The organism is Pseudomonas sp. NPDC087342, assembly GCF_044744265.1.
In the GTDB taxonomy this organism is placed as follows: Bacteria; Pseudomonadota; Gammaproteobacteria; order Pseudomonadales; family Pseudomonadaceae; genus Aquipseudomonas; species Aquipseudomonas nunensis.
Genome location: NZ_JBIUXZ010000001.1, coordinates 1,408,290 through 1,424,220 on the forward strand (window position 1 = coordinate 1,408,290; position 15,931 = coordinate 1,424,220).

14 protein-coding genes and 2 pseudogenes are annotated in these 15,931 nt (G+C 60.5%); 4 read left to right on the plus strand and 12 right to left on the minus strand.

Translation table 11 applies throughout. From position 1 onward, the window contains the following. The first annotated feature begins 112 nt into the window (after nucleotides 1–112). Complete coding sequence (gene yghU / locus ACIOYV_RS06360; protein WP_401321907.1) at nucleotides 113–952, plus strand: glutathione-dependent disulfide-bond oxidoreductase; 840 nt, start codon at nucleotides 113–115, stop codon at nucleotides 950–952. A gap of 158 nt (nucleotides 953–1,110) precedes the next feature. On the opposite strand, the gene ACIOYV_RS06365 is transcribed toward yghU, so the two are convergent. The 3 genes from ACIOYV_RS06365 to ACIOYV_RS06375 form a co-directional block, all read right to left on the minus strand. Then, complete coding sequence (locus tag ACIOYV_RS06365; protein WP_401321910.1) at nucleotides 1,111–2,565, minus strand: aldehyde dehydrogenase family protein; 1,455 nt, start codon at nucleotides 2,563–2,565, stop codon at nucleotides 1,111–1,113. Nucleotides 2,566–2,674: 109 nt separating this feature from the next. Then, nucleotides 2,675–3,352, minus strand: a complete 678-nt coding sequence (locus ACIOYV_RS06370) for a type 1 glutamine amidotransferase domain-containing protein (RefSeq protein WP_401321912.1) — start codon at nucleotides 3,350–3,352, stop codon at nucleotides 2,675–2,677. A 26-nt stretch (nucleotides 3,353–3,378) separates the two neighbouring features. Beyond that, on the minus strand, nucleotides 3,379–3,975 hold the full coding sequence (locus tag ACIOYV_RS06375; RefSeq protein ID WP_401321915.1) for a TetR/AcrR family transcriptional regulator: 597 nt from the start codon (nucleotides 3,973–3,975) through the stop codon (nucleotides 3,379–3,381). A gap of 182 nt (nucleotides 3,976–4,157) precedes the next feature. Between ACIOYV_RS06375 and ACIOYV_RS06380 the strand changes: the two genes are divergently transcribed. Next, entirely contained in the window at nucleotides 4,158–5,096 is a 939-nt protein-coding gene (locus ACIOYV_RS06380) for a GlxA family transcriptional regulator (RefSeq protein WP_401321918.1), read from the plus strand. 92 nt (nucleotides 5,097–5,188) lie between these two features. Continuing rightward, a pseudogene (locus ACIOYV_RS06385) lies at nucleotides 5,189–5,365 on the plus strand (N-acetyltransferase); the annotation flags it as partial. 71 nt (nucleotides 5,366–5,436) lie between these two features. On the opposite strand, the gene ACIOYV_RS06390 reads toward ACIOYV_RS06385, so the two are convergent. Continuing rightward, nucleotides 5,437–6,453 carry a succinylglutamate desuccinylase/aspartoacylase family protein gene (locus tag ACIOYV_RS06390; protein ID WP_401321920.1) on the minus strand — a complete coding sequence of 339 codons (1,017 nt, stop codon included), beginning with the start codon at nucleotides 6,451–6,453 and terminating at the stop codon, nucleotides 5,437–5,439. A gap of 228 nt (nucleotides 6,454–6,681) precedes the next feature. Between ACIOYV_RS06390 and ACIOYV_RS06395 the strand changes: the two are divergent. Next, nucleotides 6,682–7,110: pseudogene (locus ACIOYV_RS06395) on the plus strand (TetR family transcriptional regulator C-terminal domain-containing protein); the annotation flags it as partial. Here the strand turns inward: ACIOYV_RS06395 and ACIOYV_RS06400 are convergent. The 8 genes from ACIOYV_RS06400 to ACIOYV_RS06435 all read right to left on the minus strand — a co-directional run bounded on the left by ACIOYV_RS06400 (nucleotide 7,066) and on the right by ACIOYV_RS06435 (nucleotide 15,911). After that, on the minus strand, nucleotides 7,066–8,073 hold the full coding sequence (locus ACIOYV_RS06400) for a DMT family transporter (RefSeq protein ID WP_401321922.1): 1,008 nt from the start codon (nucleotides 8,071–8,073) through the stop codon (nucleotides 7,066–7,068). The pseudogene ACIOYV_RS06395 and the gene ACIOYV_RS06400 sit on opposite strands and share 45 nt — an antisense overlap. Further along, the gene (locus ACIOYV_RS06405; RefSeq protein ID WP_054050925.1) at nucleotides 8,073–8,771 is read right to left on the minus strand and encodes an ABC transporter permease; all 699 of its coding nucleotides are present in this window, start codon (nucleotides 8,769–8,771) and stop codon (nucleotides 8,073–8,075) included. The genes ACIOYV_RS06400 and ACIOYV_RS06405 overlap by 1 nt, the downstream gene beginning before the upstream one ends. A 5-nt stretch (nucleotides 8,772–8,776) precedes the next feature. Beyond that, on the minus strand, nucleotides 8,777–9,481 hold the full coding sequence (locus ACIOYV_RS06410; RefSeq protein ID WP_401321924.1) for an ABC transporter permease: 705 nt from the start codon (nucleotides 9,479–9,481) through the stop codon (nucleotides 8,777–8,779). A gap of 152 nt (nucleotides 9,482–9,633) precedes the next feature. Next, entirely contained in the window at nucleotides 9,634–10,416 is a 783-nt protein-coding gene (locus tag ACIOYV_RS06415; RefSeq protein WP_054614506.1) for a transporter substrate-binding domain-containing protein, read from the minus strand. A 27-nt stretch (nucleotides 10,417–10,443) separates the two neighbouring features. Beyond that, nucleotides 10,444–12,447 (minus strand): aminotransferase class I/II-fold pyridoxal phosphate-dependent enzyme, encoded by a 2,004-nt coding sequence (locus ACIOYV_RS06420; RefSeq protein ID WP_401321927.1) that lies wholly within the window; start codon nucleotides 12,445–12,447, stop codon nucleotides 10,444–10,446. 177 nt (nucleotides 12,448–12,624) lie between these two features. After that, nucleotides 12,625–14,259 carry a 5-guanidino-2-oxopentanoate decarboxylase gene (locus ACIOYV_RS06425; protein ID WP_401321930.1) on the minus strand — a complete coding sequence of 545 codons (1,635 nt, stop codon included), beginning with the start codon at nucleotides 14,257–14,259 and terminating at the stop codon, nucleotides 12,625–12,627. Nucleotides 14,260–14,457: 198 nt separating this feature from the next. Next, nucleotides 14,458–15,165 (minus strand): winged helix-turn-helix domain-containing protein, encoded by a 708-nt coding sequence (locus ACIOYV_RS06430; protein WP_401322620.1) that lies wholly within the window; start codon nucleotides 15,163–15,165, stop codon nucleotides 14,458–14,460. Between the two features lie 110 nt (nucleotides 15,166–15,275). Then, nucleotides 15,276–15,911 (minus strand): TetR family transcriptional regulator C-terminal domain-containing protein, encoded by a 636-nt coding sequence (locus ACIOYV_RS06435; protein WP_401321933.1) that lies wholly within the window; start codon nucleotides 15,909–15,911, stop codon nucleotides 15,276–15,278. Between the last annotated feature and the right edge of the window lie 20 nt (nucleotides 15,912–15,931).

Consider the following 15,931-nt stretch of genomic DNA (forward strand, 5'->3'; position numbering starts at 1 on the left):
TCGACCGCTGCGTTGAAATTTGCAGGCGTGCCGAGTAAAAAAGCCTGTTCGCTACGAGAACTGTTCATCCTCGTTCTCGTGATCACAGTCAGCAACCCATAAGGTTCGTCTCATGAGCAAAGCGTCTTACATACCTCCCCAGGTCTGGAAAAACAACGCCCCGTCCGGCGGACAATTCGCCAGCATCAACCGCCCGACCGCCGGGCCGACCCACGAAAAAGAACTCCCCGTCGGCAAGCATCCGCTGCAGCTTTATTCCCTGGCCACACCCAATGGCGTGAAGGTCACCATCCTGCTTGAGGAACTGCTGGCGCTCGGGCATAGCGCAGCCGAATACGACGCCTGGCTGATCCGCATCAACGAGGGCGACCAGTTCTCCAGCGGCTTTGTCGAGATCAATCCCAACTCGAAAATCCCGGCCTTGCTGGACCGCAGCGTGGAGCCGGCGATCCGTGTCTTCGAGTCCGGTTCGATCCTGCTGTACCTCGCGGAAAAGTTCGGCGCCTTCCTGCCCACCGAACTGGCGGGACGCACCGAAACCTTGAACTGGCTGTTCTGGCAGATGGGCGCGGCGCCTTACCTGGGCGGCGGTTTCGGGCATTTCTACGCTTACGCGCCGGAGAAGCTTGAGTACCCGATCAACCGCTTCACCATGGAGGCCAAGCGTCAGCTGGATGTGCTTGATCGTCGTCTGGCCGAAAGCCCTTATCTGGCGGGTGACAGCTACACCATTGCGGATATTGCGGTCTGGCCCTGGTACGGCCAATTGGTGCGGGACAAGGTGTATTCGGCGGCGGAATTTCTGTCGGCCCACGAATACACCCATGTGCAGCGCTGGGCGGAAGACATCGCCAATCGCCCGGCGGTGATCCGTGGCCAGCGAGTCAACCGCACATGGGGCGATGAGGCGAGCCAGGTGCCTGAACGGCACGCGGCTGATGATTTGGCTTAGCCGATCAGTTCGGCGGCCGGATCGGGTTCACTCGATTCGGCCGCTGGCGCCATGAGTTCAAGCAATGTCATCTATTTTTGGCCGAGAACCTGAAAAAATCCCGGACACATGTATGCCTCCGGGATTTTTCATTTATGCCATCGGGAACGGCTGCTGATTTACTTCTTGATCAGCAGCGTTTTCGGGTTGGTGAACAGCAGCCGACCTTCATGCCCGCCTTCGGTGCCCACACCGGATTGTTTGTGGCCGCCGAACGGAATGTCCACGCCTTGGGTGTGCATCTCGTTGACCCACACCATGCCGGTCTCCAGACGATTCGCCACCGCCACAGCCAACCGGGTATCGCGTCCCCACACCGAGCCGCCCAAGCCGAACGGGCTGTCGTTGGCACGCTCGATCACATCGTCCACTTCGTCGTACACGATGATCGGCACGATCGGGCCGAACTGTTCCTCTTGAACGATTTTCGAGTTCTCCGGCGGGTTGTCCACCACGGTGACGGGAATGAAGTAACCCGGCCGCCCCTCGTCCACCTCGCCGCCCAGCACGATTTTCTGCCCGTTGGCCTTGATGTCGTCGAGGAAGGTGCGGACCTTGTCGAACTGCATCTTGTTTTGCATCGGGCCAATCGTCACGTCCGGATCGAGGCCGTCGCCGAGCTTCTGCTGGCGGGCGTACTCGACGAATGCCGCGACGAATTCTTCGTGAAACGACCGGTGAATGTACAGGCGCTTGATGCCCACGCACCATTGGCCCGAGTTGCCAACCGCGCCCCAGAACAGCTGGGGAATGGCGGCTTTCCAGTCGGCATCGGGCAGGACGATGGCGGCGTCGTTGCCACCCATTTCCAGGGTCAGGCGCTTGACGGTGCCGGCAGCCGAGCGGATCACGTGCTTGCCGGTTTCCGTCGAGCCGGTGAAGCTGATCTTGGCGATGTCCGGGTGAGCCGTCATTTGCGGCCCGAGCTCATTGCCGCCGGAGACAATCGACAACACGCCCGGCGGGAATACCGATTGCGCAATTTGCCCGAAGCGCAGCGTGGTCAGCGGCGTGAACGGCGAAGGCTTGATCACCATGGTGTTGCCGGTGAGCAACGCCGGGGCGACCTTCCACAGCGCCAGCAGCACCGGGAAATTCCACGGCGTGATCGCGCCAACCACGCCCAGTGGCGTGTGGTGCAGTTCGACAATGTGGCTGTCGGTGTCTTCAAGGATTTCGACTGGAATGCGTCGGGCGGCAATCTGGCGAATCCAGGAAATTGACTGGTCGACTTCCGGCTCGGCTCCGCTTTTGAGCGGTTTACCCTGCTCCAACGTCAGCAAACGGGCCAGTTCATCGCGGTGAACTTCCAGTGCGTCAGCATAGGCATTCAAGTAGCTCTGGCGTTCGTCGTAACTGAGCAGCGACCAGCCCTTGAACGCAGACTTGGCAGCCGTCACGGCCTGGTCAAGTTGTTCGGAAGTTGCCGCTGGTGCGTTAGCCAGCACTTGTCCTGTTGCCGGGTTTATTACTGCGAATGAGTCTTTCGTCTCGACAAGTTCGCCGGCGATGCTCAGATAATAAGGACCTTCAAACAGATTGGTCGGCGCAATACTGCGCGACAGGTTATTCATGATATCAACTCCAAAATATTAACTTTTCAGGCAACAGTTGGCCGACGTGCTAACGAATCGTCAGCACGTGACTTTTAAACTTTCGAAAAGTGAGTGTTAGCAGGTTAGATCACGCCAGCAACTTGAGCAGTGCTCTTGCAACTGCCTCGGAACTTGCCGGATTCTGTCCGGTGACCAGCAGACCGTCTTCGACAATAAACGATGCCCAGTCACTGCCCTTTTCATACCGGGCGCCAAGTGCCTTGAATTCATCTTCGATGAGAAACGGCACCACTTCGGTCAGACCGACGCCGGCCTCTTCCGAGTTGGTGAAACCGGTAACGCGGCGGTTCTTGATCAGCGGCTCACCGCTGGCAGCCTTGACGTGGAGCAATGCGCCCGGGGCATGGCATACGAAACCGATGGGTTTGCCGGCGCGCTCAAAGGCTTCGATCAACGCAATCGATGTGCTCGATTCCGCCAGATCCCACAGCGGGCCGTGACCACCTGGGTAAAAGACCGTGTCGAAATCCGCCTGCGAAACCGAATCCAGGGTCACGGTAGACGCCAAAGCCTGCTGCGCCGCCGGGTCGGCCTTGAAGCGTGCGGTGTATTCGGTCTGGAAGTCGGGCTCATCACTTTTCGGGTCCAGCGGTGGCTGCCCGCCAGCTGGCGACGCCAGCACCACTTCAGCACCCGCGTCAGTAAAGGCGTAGTACGGCGCGGCGAATTCTTCGAGCCAGAAACCGGTTTTCTTGCCGGTGTTGCCCAGTTGGTCGTGGGAGGTCAATACCATTAATACTTTCATGTGTGCTTCCTCGGAGAGTGTGGTTATCAGTTTTTTTCAGCGCATCCCAACAACGTTCGCGTCATCAGCATCGCCTCATCGAATGCAACGGTTGTAAGGGTTATCTTTGCCATGACACTTGCCCCCAGCCACAACGCGTACAAGCGCAGCGCCATGCGCTCGGGAGCTTCATCAATCGTCAACGAGCCATCTTCAATGCCGCGATCCAGCGCGGCGGCCAGCACGCTGATGATTTGCGACGTGCCGCGATCCAGGGCCAATCGCATCGGTTCGGAAAGATCCGCCACCTCGGCCCCGAGTTTGACGGCCAGGCACTTGCCAGCCTCTGTCTGCTGCGTCTGGTTGTCGATCCAGCACTGCCAATACCGCATTAACTTCTGGCGTTGCGACGCCTTCGGCTCCTGAAAAATCTGCCGCACGTCGTTCAAATAACTTTCAAAGTAGTTATCCAGCAGCGCAACACCGAATGCATCTTTGGAACTGAAGTAATGATAAAACGAGCCTTTTGGAACATCGGCGGCCTGAAGTACTTCATTCAAGCCCACTGCGGTAAAACCTTTATGACTTACAATCAGTTGTGCAGTATCGAGAATATGCTGTCTTACACTTTTGCTGACGTTCATCTTCCTATCCAACTGTCTGAGTAGACTAGTCGTCTAGCTCGTTGAGTTGAATGTTAGGAGCCGGGCAAAAGTTGCACAATGTCAAATCCGCAAGGATTCCGGACATGGCTGTCACGATGTCAGTTGCCGTTTGCCGGACCAACCCCGACAATCACCGACTTGTCGCCCCCTGGAGAGATGGAATGCACAGCGTTGCATTGGTGATTTATCCAAATTTTCAACCGCTGAGCCTGTCCGTAGGCTCGGTATTCGAGTGTGCAAACCTGCTGCACGATGAACCGGCCTACGAATTTCATCTCGTGTCGGAAACCGGCGGCGCCGTCATGTCCTCCCAGGGCTTTTCGGTGAACAGCACGCCGATCCGCGCAGAGGGTTATGACACGCTGATTGTCAGCGGCTACCTTGAGTTCCAGTTGCCGGACGCTAGCCTGCTTGAATTTGTCAGAGCGGCCTCCGCGCAATCGCGGCGGGTGGTCTCGCTGTGCACCGGCATCTTTGTACTGGCTGAAGCCGGTTTGCTCGCCGGCAAACGCGCCACCACGCATTGGCTTCACGCGCCGGCCTTCCAGAAGCGCTACCCGGACATTCGCCTTGAGGAAAACAAGCTGTTCGTCGTGGACGGCCAGGTGTGGACAGGCGCCGGGATGAGCGCCGCGCTGGACTTGACGCTGGCCATGGTCGAGAACGATCTGGGCAGCGACCTGGCCCGGCGGATCTCACGCAAACTGGTGATCTATCAGCGCCGTGGCAGCGAACAATCCCAACTGTCGGCGCTGCTGGAACTGGACCCCAAATCTGATCGCGTGCAGTTGGCGATGGCTTACGCACGGGAGAATCTGACCGATGATCTGTCGGTCGAAGCGCTCGCCGCCGTGGCGCGGCTCAGCCCTCGCCAGTTCAGTCGTTTATTCAGGGAAGAAACCGGGAAAACACCCGCCAAGGCGATTGAGAGCCTGCGGGTGGAAGCGGCGCGAATCATGATGGAGACCGGCCGCCATCCCATCGAAGTCATCGCCAGGACGACCGGATTCGGTGATCGCGAACGCATGCGCCAGGCGTTTTTGCGGGCCTTCGGACAAGCGCCACAGGCGATGCAAACCGCGCTGTTCAACGCCGGGTAATGCACCGCGCGGTTGTTTCACCTTTGCATTGATCTTTGCCGTCGCGCCGCGTAAAAAAGCCTGTCCCTTTTCGATCGCGCAAGGAGCATTGGATGCTGGCGTTACACACCGAGCAGCTGTATTTCCGGACCATGGTCGAGTCCGACTGGCCGCTGTTTCTCAGGCTGCATTCCGAACCCCAGACCATGCAGTTCGTGTTCGGCGAAATTGCCGAAGAGCAGGTTCGCAAAGGCTTCGATCACCGGCTCCCGGCGTGGACGCCGCAGTCCGCAGCCTCATCTGACGGAAAGCGCCGCCGTAAAGCCTTCGAGCGGCGCTCGGATGAGGTCGGGGTCGGGCCTCAATTTGGATCCAGCAAGCCGCCGCTCCAATGCCGTGATTCCCGGCTGCCAGTGAACTTGGCCACGACCATGCCTTGCGACACCAGCCGATCCCGGTAGCGCGTGACCATTCGCCCGGTCTGTTCGGCGTACAACACCACTTCGGAAGCAGGGTCGCCGGGGCGCTGGAGGACCCGCGCAAAGCGCTGCCCTGCCTCGACGACATCCCCCAGTTCCTTTTCGAAAATCAACACACCGGGTTGCGGCGCGAGGTGGGTTTCCATGTGGCTCATCTGCATGGTCTCGACGGGCCAATCAGCCGTCGGCACGGTCTCATCGATGGCGCCGATAGCGCACAGCCAGGCGTACAAGCCCTGCGCATCCTGTTCGGCGAAGTGATCGCTGACGTCACCCTGCCCGCGCAACTCCAGGGTTGCCGCCATTTTCTGCTCGGTGACGCCATCGCGCAGCCAGGGCGCAATGATCGTTTCTTCGAAAGAACCGTCGCCGCCGTCATCCCAGATAATCGCCACCTCCATTTTCATCGCCACGGCCAGTTCACGGCCTCGGGGCCAGAAACTGCGGTGCACGTAGAGGTACGGCAAGGCTTCGTCATCGGTGTGCAGATCGAGCATCACGTCCGCCGTGGCCGCCAGTTGCACCAGGCTTTTTTGCCATTCCTGGACGTTGGTCGAAGGTCGCTCCAGCGCCGCCGACAGATCAAACGAACGGTTGAAGTTATGCCCGGTGGCGTCGTGAAAACGCCCAAGAATTCGCCCCTGGCGAAACTGCCCGATGCCGAGCGGATTGGCTTGCGGCACCACCGTCACATGGCTTTTGAGCCGACCCTCGGCCTCGGCGACTTTCAGCCGTTGCATCAACAGGTGCAGGACCAGCATCCCGGCGATTTCATCGGCATGCACTCCCGCCTGCAAATGCACCTTCGGCCCACTGCCATCGCCTTCAAAACGCCAGACGCCGACCCGCGCCGGATCGCCGTTGTTGTTGCGAACACTGAACGAAATATTCTGCGCCATCCGCTTGTCCTCCCCTGTTGATCGTTAAAAAACCCTGGATTGCCGTCGCCGATGCTGGAACTTGAACGCACGTTCAACTAAGCTCGCCAACCAGGCACTGCACCCAAGGATTCGCTTGTGACCACCGACTCTCCAAAATTCCGTCGCGTTGAAGCCGACGCGCGCCGCGAACTGCTGATCGCCGCCACCCTGCGTTGCCTGGCCCGCGACGGCCACGCGGGTATTTCCGTGCGCCGTATCGCGACCGAGGCCGGGGTGTCCGTCGGCCTGCTCAATCACCATTTCGGCAGCATCGATGCGCTGATCGCCGACACCTACCAGACCCTCGCCAGCGAGCTGACCAGCGCCCTGCTCCAGGAAGTCCAGCAGGCCAATACACCGGCCGAAAAAATGGACACCTTCCTCGTCGGCTCGTTTTCGCCACGGGTCATGGACCCGCAACTGCTCGGGGTCTGGGTGGTGTTCTGGAGCCTGATCCGGCACTCGGAACACGTCAGCCAGACCCACGAAAAAAGTTACCGCGCCTACCTCGATCTGCTGCGCCAGTTGCTCGACGATCTGGCGGCCAGCGAAGGTTTTGTGATCCACGACACGCGCCTGGCGGCCATCGGTTTATCGGCGATGCTCGACGGACTCTGGATCGAGTGGTGCCTGAACCCCGAAACCTTCAGCCCCGCCAACGGCCTGCACATCTGTCGTTGCTGGATAAAGGGGCTGCGTCACGGAGCATTCAGCACCGACGACGTCCTGTGAAGCGTGGCGCCCGAAGAGCATGGCCAGGGTACCGCTGACCGCGATCAGCCCGGCACCGATCATCAGTGACACGTCCATCAACGTGCCCCAGATCAGGTTCGACAGCGCGAAGGCCCAGATCAGCCCGGTGTACTCGAAGGGCGCCAGCAAAGTCGCGGTCGCGCGCTGGAAACTGGCGAACAGCAGGAACTGACCGATACCGCCGACCAGCCCGGCCGCCAGCATGCCCAGCCAGGCCGGGGTCGGCGCCGGGGTGTGGGTCCAGGGCAGCGCCACCGTCATGCAAATCACAAACACCACGTTGGTGATCAGCATCTGCTCCAGCACCGAGGTCTGGTCGTCGACCTGACGCAACTGGATGTAGGTGAACGCCCAGCACATCGCCGCCAGCAGCGTGAGGATGATCGGCAACGGATCGGCGATGTGGCTCGGGCGGCAGGCGATGATCACGCCGATAAAACCGATGATCAGGCTGAACCACTGCCAGCCACTGGCGCGCTCCTTGAGGATCATCGCCGCCAGCACGGTGACCATGATCGGCGCGGAAAAATACAGGGTGGTCATCTCGGCCAGGGTCAGGTCCCGGGCGGCCGTGTAGTACAGTAGCCAGGCGACGATCGACAACAAACCGCGCACCACCAGCAAGCGCCGGCTCGGCGAACGCCAGGCCCGCTGAACCAGCCGCAGACGCCCCGCGAGCAGACAAGCCACGACCACCACCAGGCTGCGCCAGAACAGAATAGTGACCACCGAATAGTCGGCCACCAGCCACTTGATGACCGCGTCCTGCAACGCCAGGAACGCGTAGCCCAAGGTGCACAGGCCGATGCCCTGCAACGAGCGGTCGACGATCTTTGGCGAACTCATTACACCGACCTGCGCACGGGCGTCCCGCGCCGCTCGACGAAGCCGAACAACGCCTCGATCAGGAAAGTCAGGCAAACATACACGCCGGCTACCAGCAGCAGCGGTTCATAGACTTGCAGGGTCTGCGCCCGCACCACGTTGGCGGCGCCCAGCAAATCGATCACCGCAATGGTCGAGGCCAGCGCCGTGGACTTGAGCAACATCACGGTTTCACCGGCCAAGGTCGGCAACAACAAGCGCATCGCCCGAGGTAAACGCACCCGCAACAGCGACTGACGCGAGGTCATGCCGAAGGCCGAAGCGGCTTCCATTTCACCTCTTGGCACCGCGAGCAGGCCGCCGCGAATCACCTCGCCGACATAGGCGCCCATCGACACCACCAGGGCGAACACGATGTACCAGTAGCCGTCACGCAGGTAAGGCCAAAGGAAGCTGCCGCGAATCAGCGGGAACTGCGCAAACAGGCTGCCGAGCCCGTAGTAGAAAATGTAGATCTGGATCAGCAACGGCGTGCCGCGAAACACGCTGGTGTAGAACAGGCTGGCCTTGGCGATCACCTTGTATCTGGAGATCCGCGCCAGCGCGACCAGGATGGCCAATAAGAAACCGAACACACTGGACAGCAACAGCAGGGTGACGGTGGTTTGCAACCCTCGGCCCAACAGCGCTGCGTATTCAACTATCCACGCTGGAATCATTTCAATCACTCAGCCAAAGGCATCCAGCGACGAATGCGTCGCTCAAGCCGTCCCGACAGGTAGTTGGACACCAACGTCACCGCGTAATACATCGCCGCGGCCGTGAGGTAGAACAACAGATAATGACGCGTGGAACCCGCGCCTTGCTTGGCGGTGTACAACAGCTCGTTGGTGCCGACCACGCTGATCAATGCACTGTCCTTGATCAGGTTGATCCACAGGTTGGCCATCCCCGCCATCGCGAACGGCGCCATGATCGGCAACGTGACGCGCCGGAACAGACCGAAGCCGCTCAGGCCGAACGCCCGCGCCGCTTCGATCTGGCCGAACGGAATCGCCTGGATCGCCGCGCGGAAAATCTCCGAGGCATACGCGCCTTGCACCAGACCCAGCACCACGATGGCCGCCAGCGGCCCGCTGACATTCACCACGCCGTAACCCAACTGGGTCATCAACGAGTTGAGCAGCATGGAGCCGACGTAGTACAGCAGCAGGATCAGCAACAACTCCGGCACCGCGCGGAACAACGTGGTGTAGCCGCGCATCAGCGTCGCAATCGGTTTCGGCGCGTTGAGCTTGAGGCAGGCCACGACCAGCCCGATGAACAGCCCGAGCACAAACGCCCCCGCTGAAATCTGCAGGGTCATCCACAACCCTTTGAGCAGCGCCCCGCCCCACCCTGTTTCGCTGAAATTGATCAACTCGAACATTGTTGGCTCTCCTGTTTCCCGTCGGCGACCTGAAAACCTCACCGAACCCCGTGTAGGAGCGAGGCTTGCCCGCGAAGGGGCCTTTGAAGCCGCCAAAAGCTTCGCGGGCAAGCCTCGCTCCTACACAGGGATTGTGTTTGCAGTACTTGGTGTCAGAACGCAGGTTTCACGCTGGTGCCGAAGTAATGCTCGGAGAGGTCGTCGTAGTCCTTGCTGGCCAGCAAGGAAGTGATGGCCTTGTCGAGTTTGGCCTTGAGCTCGGTGTCGTCCTTGCGCAGACCGGCGCCCACGCCTTTGCCGAAGATCGGGTCATACGGCACCGGGCCGAGGTACGCCAGGTCCTTGGCATCGGGGGTCTTGACGAAAGCCGCCATGGCCGTGCCATCCGCCATCATCAGGTCGATGCGCCCGGCAATCAGGTCGGCGTTGGCCGAGTCCTGGGTGTCGTAGTACTTAACGTCGGCAATTTTTTCATAGTAGGTCTTGAGGAAACTTGCGCTCACCGTCGAGTTCTGCACGCCGATGGTCTTGCCCTTGAGGTCATCCGGGTACTTCTTCACCGAAGCGTCCTTCGGCCCGACAATCGCGATCACCGAGTCATAGTAGGCCTTGCTGAACGCGATCTGTTTTTCGCGCTCTTCGGTCACGGACATTGAGGAGAAAATCACGTCGATCTTCTTCGCCAGCAGCGACGGAATGATCCCGTCCCACGCCACTTCCTTGATCTCGCACTCGGCTTTCATTTCGCTGCAGAGCTTGTGAATCAGGTCGACTTCAAAGCCTTTCCATTCACCATTGGCCTGTTTTTCGGTGTACGGCGGATAGGGTTCTGCCGCGACCGCGAACCTGATCGGTTGGGCTTGCGCCGCGCTCATGCCGGCCAGCATGACGCAGGCCACGCCAGTCAAGAAGTTTGCCAAACGTCGATTTCCCATGATTTTTCCCCGTCTTTTTATGATGCGTTAGCGAGTCTGATGAGCGTTGACGAACTGCCGGCAACGTTCGCTGCGTGGGTGTACGAACACTTCATCCGGCGAACCGGTTTCTTCGATCAGCCCTTGGTGCAAATAGGCGACTTTGGAAGACACATCGCGGGCGAAAGCCATCTCATGGGTCACCAGGATCATGGTCCGGCCTTCTTCCGCGAGGGAGCGGATCACCCGCAGCACTTCGCCGACCAGTTCCGGGTCGAGTGCCGAGGTGGGTTCATCGAACAGCATGACTTTGGGCCGCATGGCCAATGCGCGGGCGATGGCCACCCGTTGCTGCTGTCCCCCGGAGAGAAACGCCGGGTACTCGTTGCGCTTGGCCGCCAGCCCCACGCGTTCCAGCAAGGCTTCGGCCCGTTCAGTGGCTTCGGCACGGCTTTCGCGCAGGACCTGGGTGGGCGCTTCGATGAGGTTTTCCAGCACCGTGCGATGGGGCCAGAGGTTGAAGTTCTGGAACACCATGCCCAGGCTCGAACGAATCCGCACCAGTTGCTTGGCGTCCGACACCAGCGGCGCGCCGGGGCGATCGAAGTTCAGGTGAATGCTTTCGCCGTCCACCAGGATGCGTCCCTGGTCCGGCACTTCGAGCATGTTGATGCAGCGCAGCAAGGTACTTTTGCCTGAGCCGCTGGCGCCGATCAGGGAGATCACATCGCCTTCGCGGGCGGTCAGCGAGACGCCTTTGAGCACCTCGATATTGCCGAAGCGTTTGTGCAGGCCATCGACTTCGATCATGGTCCGGGCGGCGACCGGCTCAGGCGTTGCGGCGCTGGTGACGTGGGTGGTCACGGGCCGTGGCGCCTCGCCGTTGAGCACCAGGACAAAGTCGCGAATGCGCTGGCAGGCCTGGGCCAGTCGTTCTTCGCCCAGGGTGAACGAGATTCGCACGAAGCCTTGTGCCGGTTCACCGAATGCCGCTGCGTCCAGCACCGAGACATGCGCCTCGCGCAACAGGCGCCAGGCGAATTCCAATGAAGTCAGCCCGGTGCCGCGCACGTCCACTAACACGAACATGCCGGCGTCGGGGTTGAGTACGGAAATGCCCGGGCAATCCGATAGTCCAGCGACCACCAGATCCCGGCGATGGCGATAGATTTCGCGCATGCCGTGGGTGACTTCTTCATGGGACTCCACCGCTTTAAGCGCAGCCTCCATGACGAACCCCGGCAAGCCGTAGAGCATGCTCAGCACCAGGTTTTCCGCATGGGCGACCATCGTTTCATCGGCAATGATCCAACCGGTGCGCCAGCCGGTCATTGCATGGGATTTCGACAGGCTGCCGATCACCACGCAACGCTCGGCCATGCCGGGCAATGACGCCAGGCTCAGGTGTTCGCGTTCGAAAGTCAGGCTTTCATAGACCTCGTCCACCACCACCCACAATTCATGGGCGATCACCAGGTCGGCGATGCCTTGCAGCTCTTCGCGGCTGAGCACCACGCCGGTAGGGTTGTTGGGGTTGGAGAAGAAAATCGCCCGGGTCTTGGGGGTGATGGCTTTAGCGAGGACAGCGGCGTCGAGGCGGAAACCTGCGTCCGCCGAGCATGCCACGCGGACCAATGTTGCGCCGGAGGCCTTGAGGGTCGCCTCGTAGGTGACGTACATCGGGTCCAGGGCAATCACCTCGTCGCCGACATTCAGCAGGCACATCGAGGTGGCGAACAACGCATTCTGCGCCCCGGCGACGATGATGACGTTGGAGGCAGTCACTTCACGGCCGAACAAGCCGCTGTAGCGGGTGGCGATGGCTTCGCGCAAGGCCTGGCGGCCGGCGATTTCGGTGTAGTGGGTGTCGCCTTCGCGCAAAGCGTGGATCGCGGCGTCGGTGATGAAGTCCGGGGTGGGAAAATCCGGGTCGCCGACGCTGAGGATGATCACGTCTTCGCCACGGCGCCGGGCTTCGAACGCTGCATTGTGAATATCCCAGGCGGCGACGCCATCGCCTGAAATCCGCTCAACAAAGGGTGAAAACCGCATGCCAGTGCCTCGTTCGAAGGGAAGAAACGCAAGCCCGCAACCAACCGGGGGTGGTGGAGCCAACATAGCCGACGCTGAACAGTCGTTCAACAGAAAACTCATGGTGGTTCGTGTTCAGCGTAAACAGGTCGTTTTCACGACAGTCGAGCCGTTATTTCAGCAGGATTTTTCCTGGGTTTATCGGCACGCGCAGGCGTGCTTGAGCTCGATCAGGGTTACGCCGGGATGGGCAAAACCACGGCGCAGATCGCGTTCGAGTTCGTCGAGGCTTTGCGGTTCGTGCACCGTGCAGCCGAAGGCTTTGGCCAACAGCGGGAAATCCGGATTGCGCGGTAGTACTCCCACCGGCTCGATGTCCAGGCTGAGCATGTCGTCGCGAATCTGTCCCAGTGCGTCGTTGTTCCAGAGCAGCACCACCAACGGGCTGTCCAGCTCCTCGACGGCGGTGGCCAGTTCCTGCGCGGTGTAGAGAAAACCGCCATCCCCTACCAGCACCAAACCGGGTCGTTGCGGCGCGCCGAACTTCGCACCGATGCCCGCCGGCAAGCCATACCCGAGGGTGCCGTAGCCGGTGGGATGCAACCAACTGCGGATACCCTGGCTGGCGAACGCGTAGTTGCCGGTGTAGGCCAGTTGGGTCATGTCGGTGCTGATGACGGTGTTGGCGGGCATCGCGGCGGCAATGCGGTCCAGGATCTGTTGATGGATCGACTGCAATTCACCGTGGCCGCTGCGGATCGCCGCTTTCAAAGCGGCCACCGTCGTTGCCGCTTCACGCGGATCCCGCGTCTCGTCAGGCAAGCGCTCCAGTAAAGCCCCGAGGGTTTGCCGGGCGTCGCCATGCAGGGCGACGGCGCAAAGGTAGAAATCGTTGAACTTGCGTGGATCGATATCAACCCGGATCACGTCACCGCTCAGCGGCAGGCGCTCGCGCCAGTAATCGGTGTCGGCCATTTCCGTACCGACCGCCAGCACCACGTCCGCTTGCGCGATCAGGTCCCAACCGGGTTGCACGCACAGGCTGGAGCCGGCATTCAGTGGCGCATCTGGCGCCAGCAGACCTTTGCCGGCGACACTGGTGAACAGCGGCGCGGCAAGACGTTCGCTCAAAACCTGCAACTCATCCCCCGCAGCCAAAGCACCGCCGCCCGCAATGATCATCGGACGCTTGGCCTGTTGCAGACGCCGGGCCGCGTCATCCAGCGCGCCAGCCTCCGGCAGACCGCGTCCGGGACGCCGCACCACGTCTGCGCTCCAGTCGCGGCTGATCGCCCCGGCCAGTACGTCCAGCGGCACCGAAATATGCACCGGACGTGGCCGCTCGCTGTCGAACACCGCGAAGGCGCGGGCGATCAACTCAGGCAAATCGTCGGTGCTCAGGGCCACCGCCGAAAACGCGGTGATAGGCGCGGTGATAGCCCGTTGATCCTGAGTTTCATGCAGGCTGCCCCAGCCTTTGCCGAGGCTTGAAGTGTGGTTGACGCTGGAGATCACCAACATCGGAATCGAGTCCGCGTAAGCCTGGCCGATAGCGGTCGCCGCGTTGGTCACGCCGGGGCCGGTAATGATGAAGCACACGCCCGGTTTGCCGCTGACCCGGGCATAGCCGTCAGCCATGAATCCGGCGCCCTGCTCATGCCGGGTCAGCACATGCCGAATGCCGCTGCCGGGCAGTCCGCGGTACAGCTCCAACGTGTGCACACCGGGAATGCCGAACACGGTGTCGACGCCGTAATTGGCCAGCAGACGCACCAATGCCTGGCCGCCGGTGAGGCTCGAAGAAACAGGTTGCGGGGTCGATTGGAAGCTCATGCCAGCCCTCGTTTTATTGTTCTGAAGTGATGAAGGATGCTGTCGATACTAAACACTCGTTCAACAGAGAGGCAAGCTTTTACTGTCTTGCGAATTCACATCACAAATATAATTTAATTCATTGTTTTTAAAAGAATTCATATAGACGAAACGGATTGCCAATCGCCGATTGTTACATCTTCGAACATTCCTGAATGCTCAGGCTGCCAGCGATGCGCCGGCGGTAAACAGATAGCCGGCACCGTGAATGGTGATGATCAATTCCGGTTCGGCCGGGTCGTCATGCAGCTTGCGACGCAGACGCCCCACCAGCACATCAATCGAGCGATCGTTGGGTAGCCATTCGCGGTTGCGCAACTGGTCCATTAACTGGTCGCGGCTCAAGGTGTGGCCGCTGTTGCGCATGAACACGTTGAGCAACTGGAATTCGCCATGGCTGAGCAAGGTTTCGCGACCGTCGCAGCCCTTGAGGCGGCGGCGATCAGTGTCCAGAGTCCAGTCGGCAAAACGCTTGAGGTGCGCAGCAGGTTGCACGAGTAATTGAGCATGCTGCACGCGCCGCAGCAGGTTGCGGGCGCGGGTGAGCAATTCGGGTGAAGGCAAAGGTTGGGTCAGGTAATCATCGGCGCCGCATTCCAGTCCCGCGAGACGTTCTCCGTCATCGCCACCCACCAGAATAATCCCGACCTCCGAGCGCTCGCGCCATTGACGAGTCAGGTCCAGTGAGTTGCTACCCCGCAAACGCGCATCCAGCAACACCAATCCCACCGGGAAACGCTCAAGGCACGTATTGGCCTGATCAGCGCTGTCAGCGCAGTGGACCTCGTACCCTTCCCCGCCCAGAAAAGCCTGTAACGATTCCCGCAGCAAAGGCTCATCACTCACTACCAGCACGCACGGCATCAGCTTCATGACCTGGCTCCTGTTCGTGCCGCGAACGGCCGATTTTTGGAATTTTGCGAAGCGCGAAGACCTGCACTGTAGCGACTGCTGAACAGTTGATCAACAAGCCGATATCAGTGCGCGATGAAACGCCGGAACCCGCCCATTTGCAGGCCATCGACCCACGCTTCACAAATCAGCACGCCCTGGGCCGGGGTAAATGTGCTGGGATTGAGCCCGCATTCCAGCCATAAACCATCCAGCAACGCACTCAAGCCTATGGATGCCAGACCGCTGTCGAAACCGTCCCAGCCCTGCTCCTGCGCCAGCAGACTCAAGGCTTCGCCCATGATGGTCCGGTACTCGCCATAGGAATGATCGTGGGCACGGTTGATCGCATCGGCGGTTTTCACCGCGCCCCAGAACGCCAGCCAGGCTTCGATCAGCTCGGGGTCGAGCATGCGTGAGGAAAACGACGCTTCGAAAAACGCCGACAGATGCCGTCGCGCGCCGTCACCCGAAGCGGCCACCGACTCGCGCAACAGCCGCATCACCTGCCCGGTGATGTGCAGATAGGCATCGGCGACCAGTTCATCCTTGCCGGCGTAGTGATGACTGATCAACCCCACCGACACCCCGGCTTCCGCGCAGATCTTGCGGATCGAGGTGCCGACAAAGCCGTACTTTTTCAGGCACCTCAGCGTGGCGGCCACCAGATTGGCCTTGCGCAAATTGGGGTCCATTCGCAGAAAACGCGCTTCCTCAGCCATGGTGCTCCTGCCCTCTCGAC

What these genes read in the sequence shown, in the direction of transcription:
- yghU (WP_401321907.1), top strand. Translation starts at nt 113, where the DNA reads ATGAGCAAAGCGTCTTACATACCTCCCCAGGTCTGGAAAAACAACGCC.
- ACIOYV_RS06365 (WP_401321910.1), bottom strand. Translation starts at nt 2,565, where the DNA reads ATGAATAACCTGTCGCGCAGTATTGCGCCGACCAATCTGTTTGAAGGT.
- ACIOYV_RS06370 (WP_401321912.1), bottom strand. Translation starts at nt 3,352, where the DNA reads ATGAAAGTATTAATGGTATTGACCTCCCACGACCAACTGGGCAACACC.
- ACIOYV_RS06375 (WP_401321915.1), bottom strand. Translation starts at nt 3,975, where the DNA reads ATGAACGTCAGCAAAAGTGTAAGACAGCATATTCTCGATACTGCACAA.
- ACIOYV_RS06380 (WP_401321918.1), top strand. Translation starts at nt 4,158, where the DNA reads ATGCACAGCGTTGCATTGGTGATTTATCCAAATTTTCAACCGCTGAGC.
- ACIOYV_RS06390 (WP_401321920.1), bottom strand. Translation starts at nt 6,453, where the DNA reads ATGGCGCAGAATATTTCGTTCAGTGTTCGCAACAACAACGGCGATCCG.
- ACIOYV_RS06400 (WP_401321922.1), bottom strand. Translation starts at nt 8,073, where the DNA reads ATGAGTTCGCCAAAGATCGTCGACCGCTCGTTGCAGGGCATCGGCCTG.
- ACIOYV_RS06405 (WP_054050925.1), bottom strand. Translation starts at nt 8,771, where the DNA reads ATGATTCCAGCGTGGATAGTTGAATACGCAGCGCTGTTGGGCCGAGGG.
- ACIOYV_RS06410 (WP_401321924.1), bottom strand. Translation starts at nt 9,481, where the DNA reads ATGTTCGAGTTGATCAATTTCAGCGAAACAGGGTGGGGCGGGGCGCTG.
- ACIOYV_RS06415 (WP_054614506.1), bottom strand. Translation starts at nt 10,416, where the DNA reads ATGGGAAATCGACGTTTGGCAAACTTCTTGACTGGCGTGGCCTGCGTC.
- ACIOYV_RS06420 (WP_401321927.1), bottom strand. Translation starts at nt 12,447, where the DNA reads ATGCGGTTTTCACCCTTTGTTGAGCGGATTTCAGGCGATGGCGTCGCC.
- ACIOYV_RS06425 (WP_401321930.1), bottom strand. Translation starts at nt 14,259, where the DNA reads ATGAGCTTCCAATCGACCCCGCAACCTGTTTCTTCGAGCCTCACCGGC.
- ACIOYV_RS06435 (WP_401321933.1), bottom strand. Translation starts at nt 15,911, where the DNA reads ATGGCTGAGGAAGCGCGTTTTCTGCGAATGGACCCCAATTTGCGCAAG.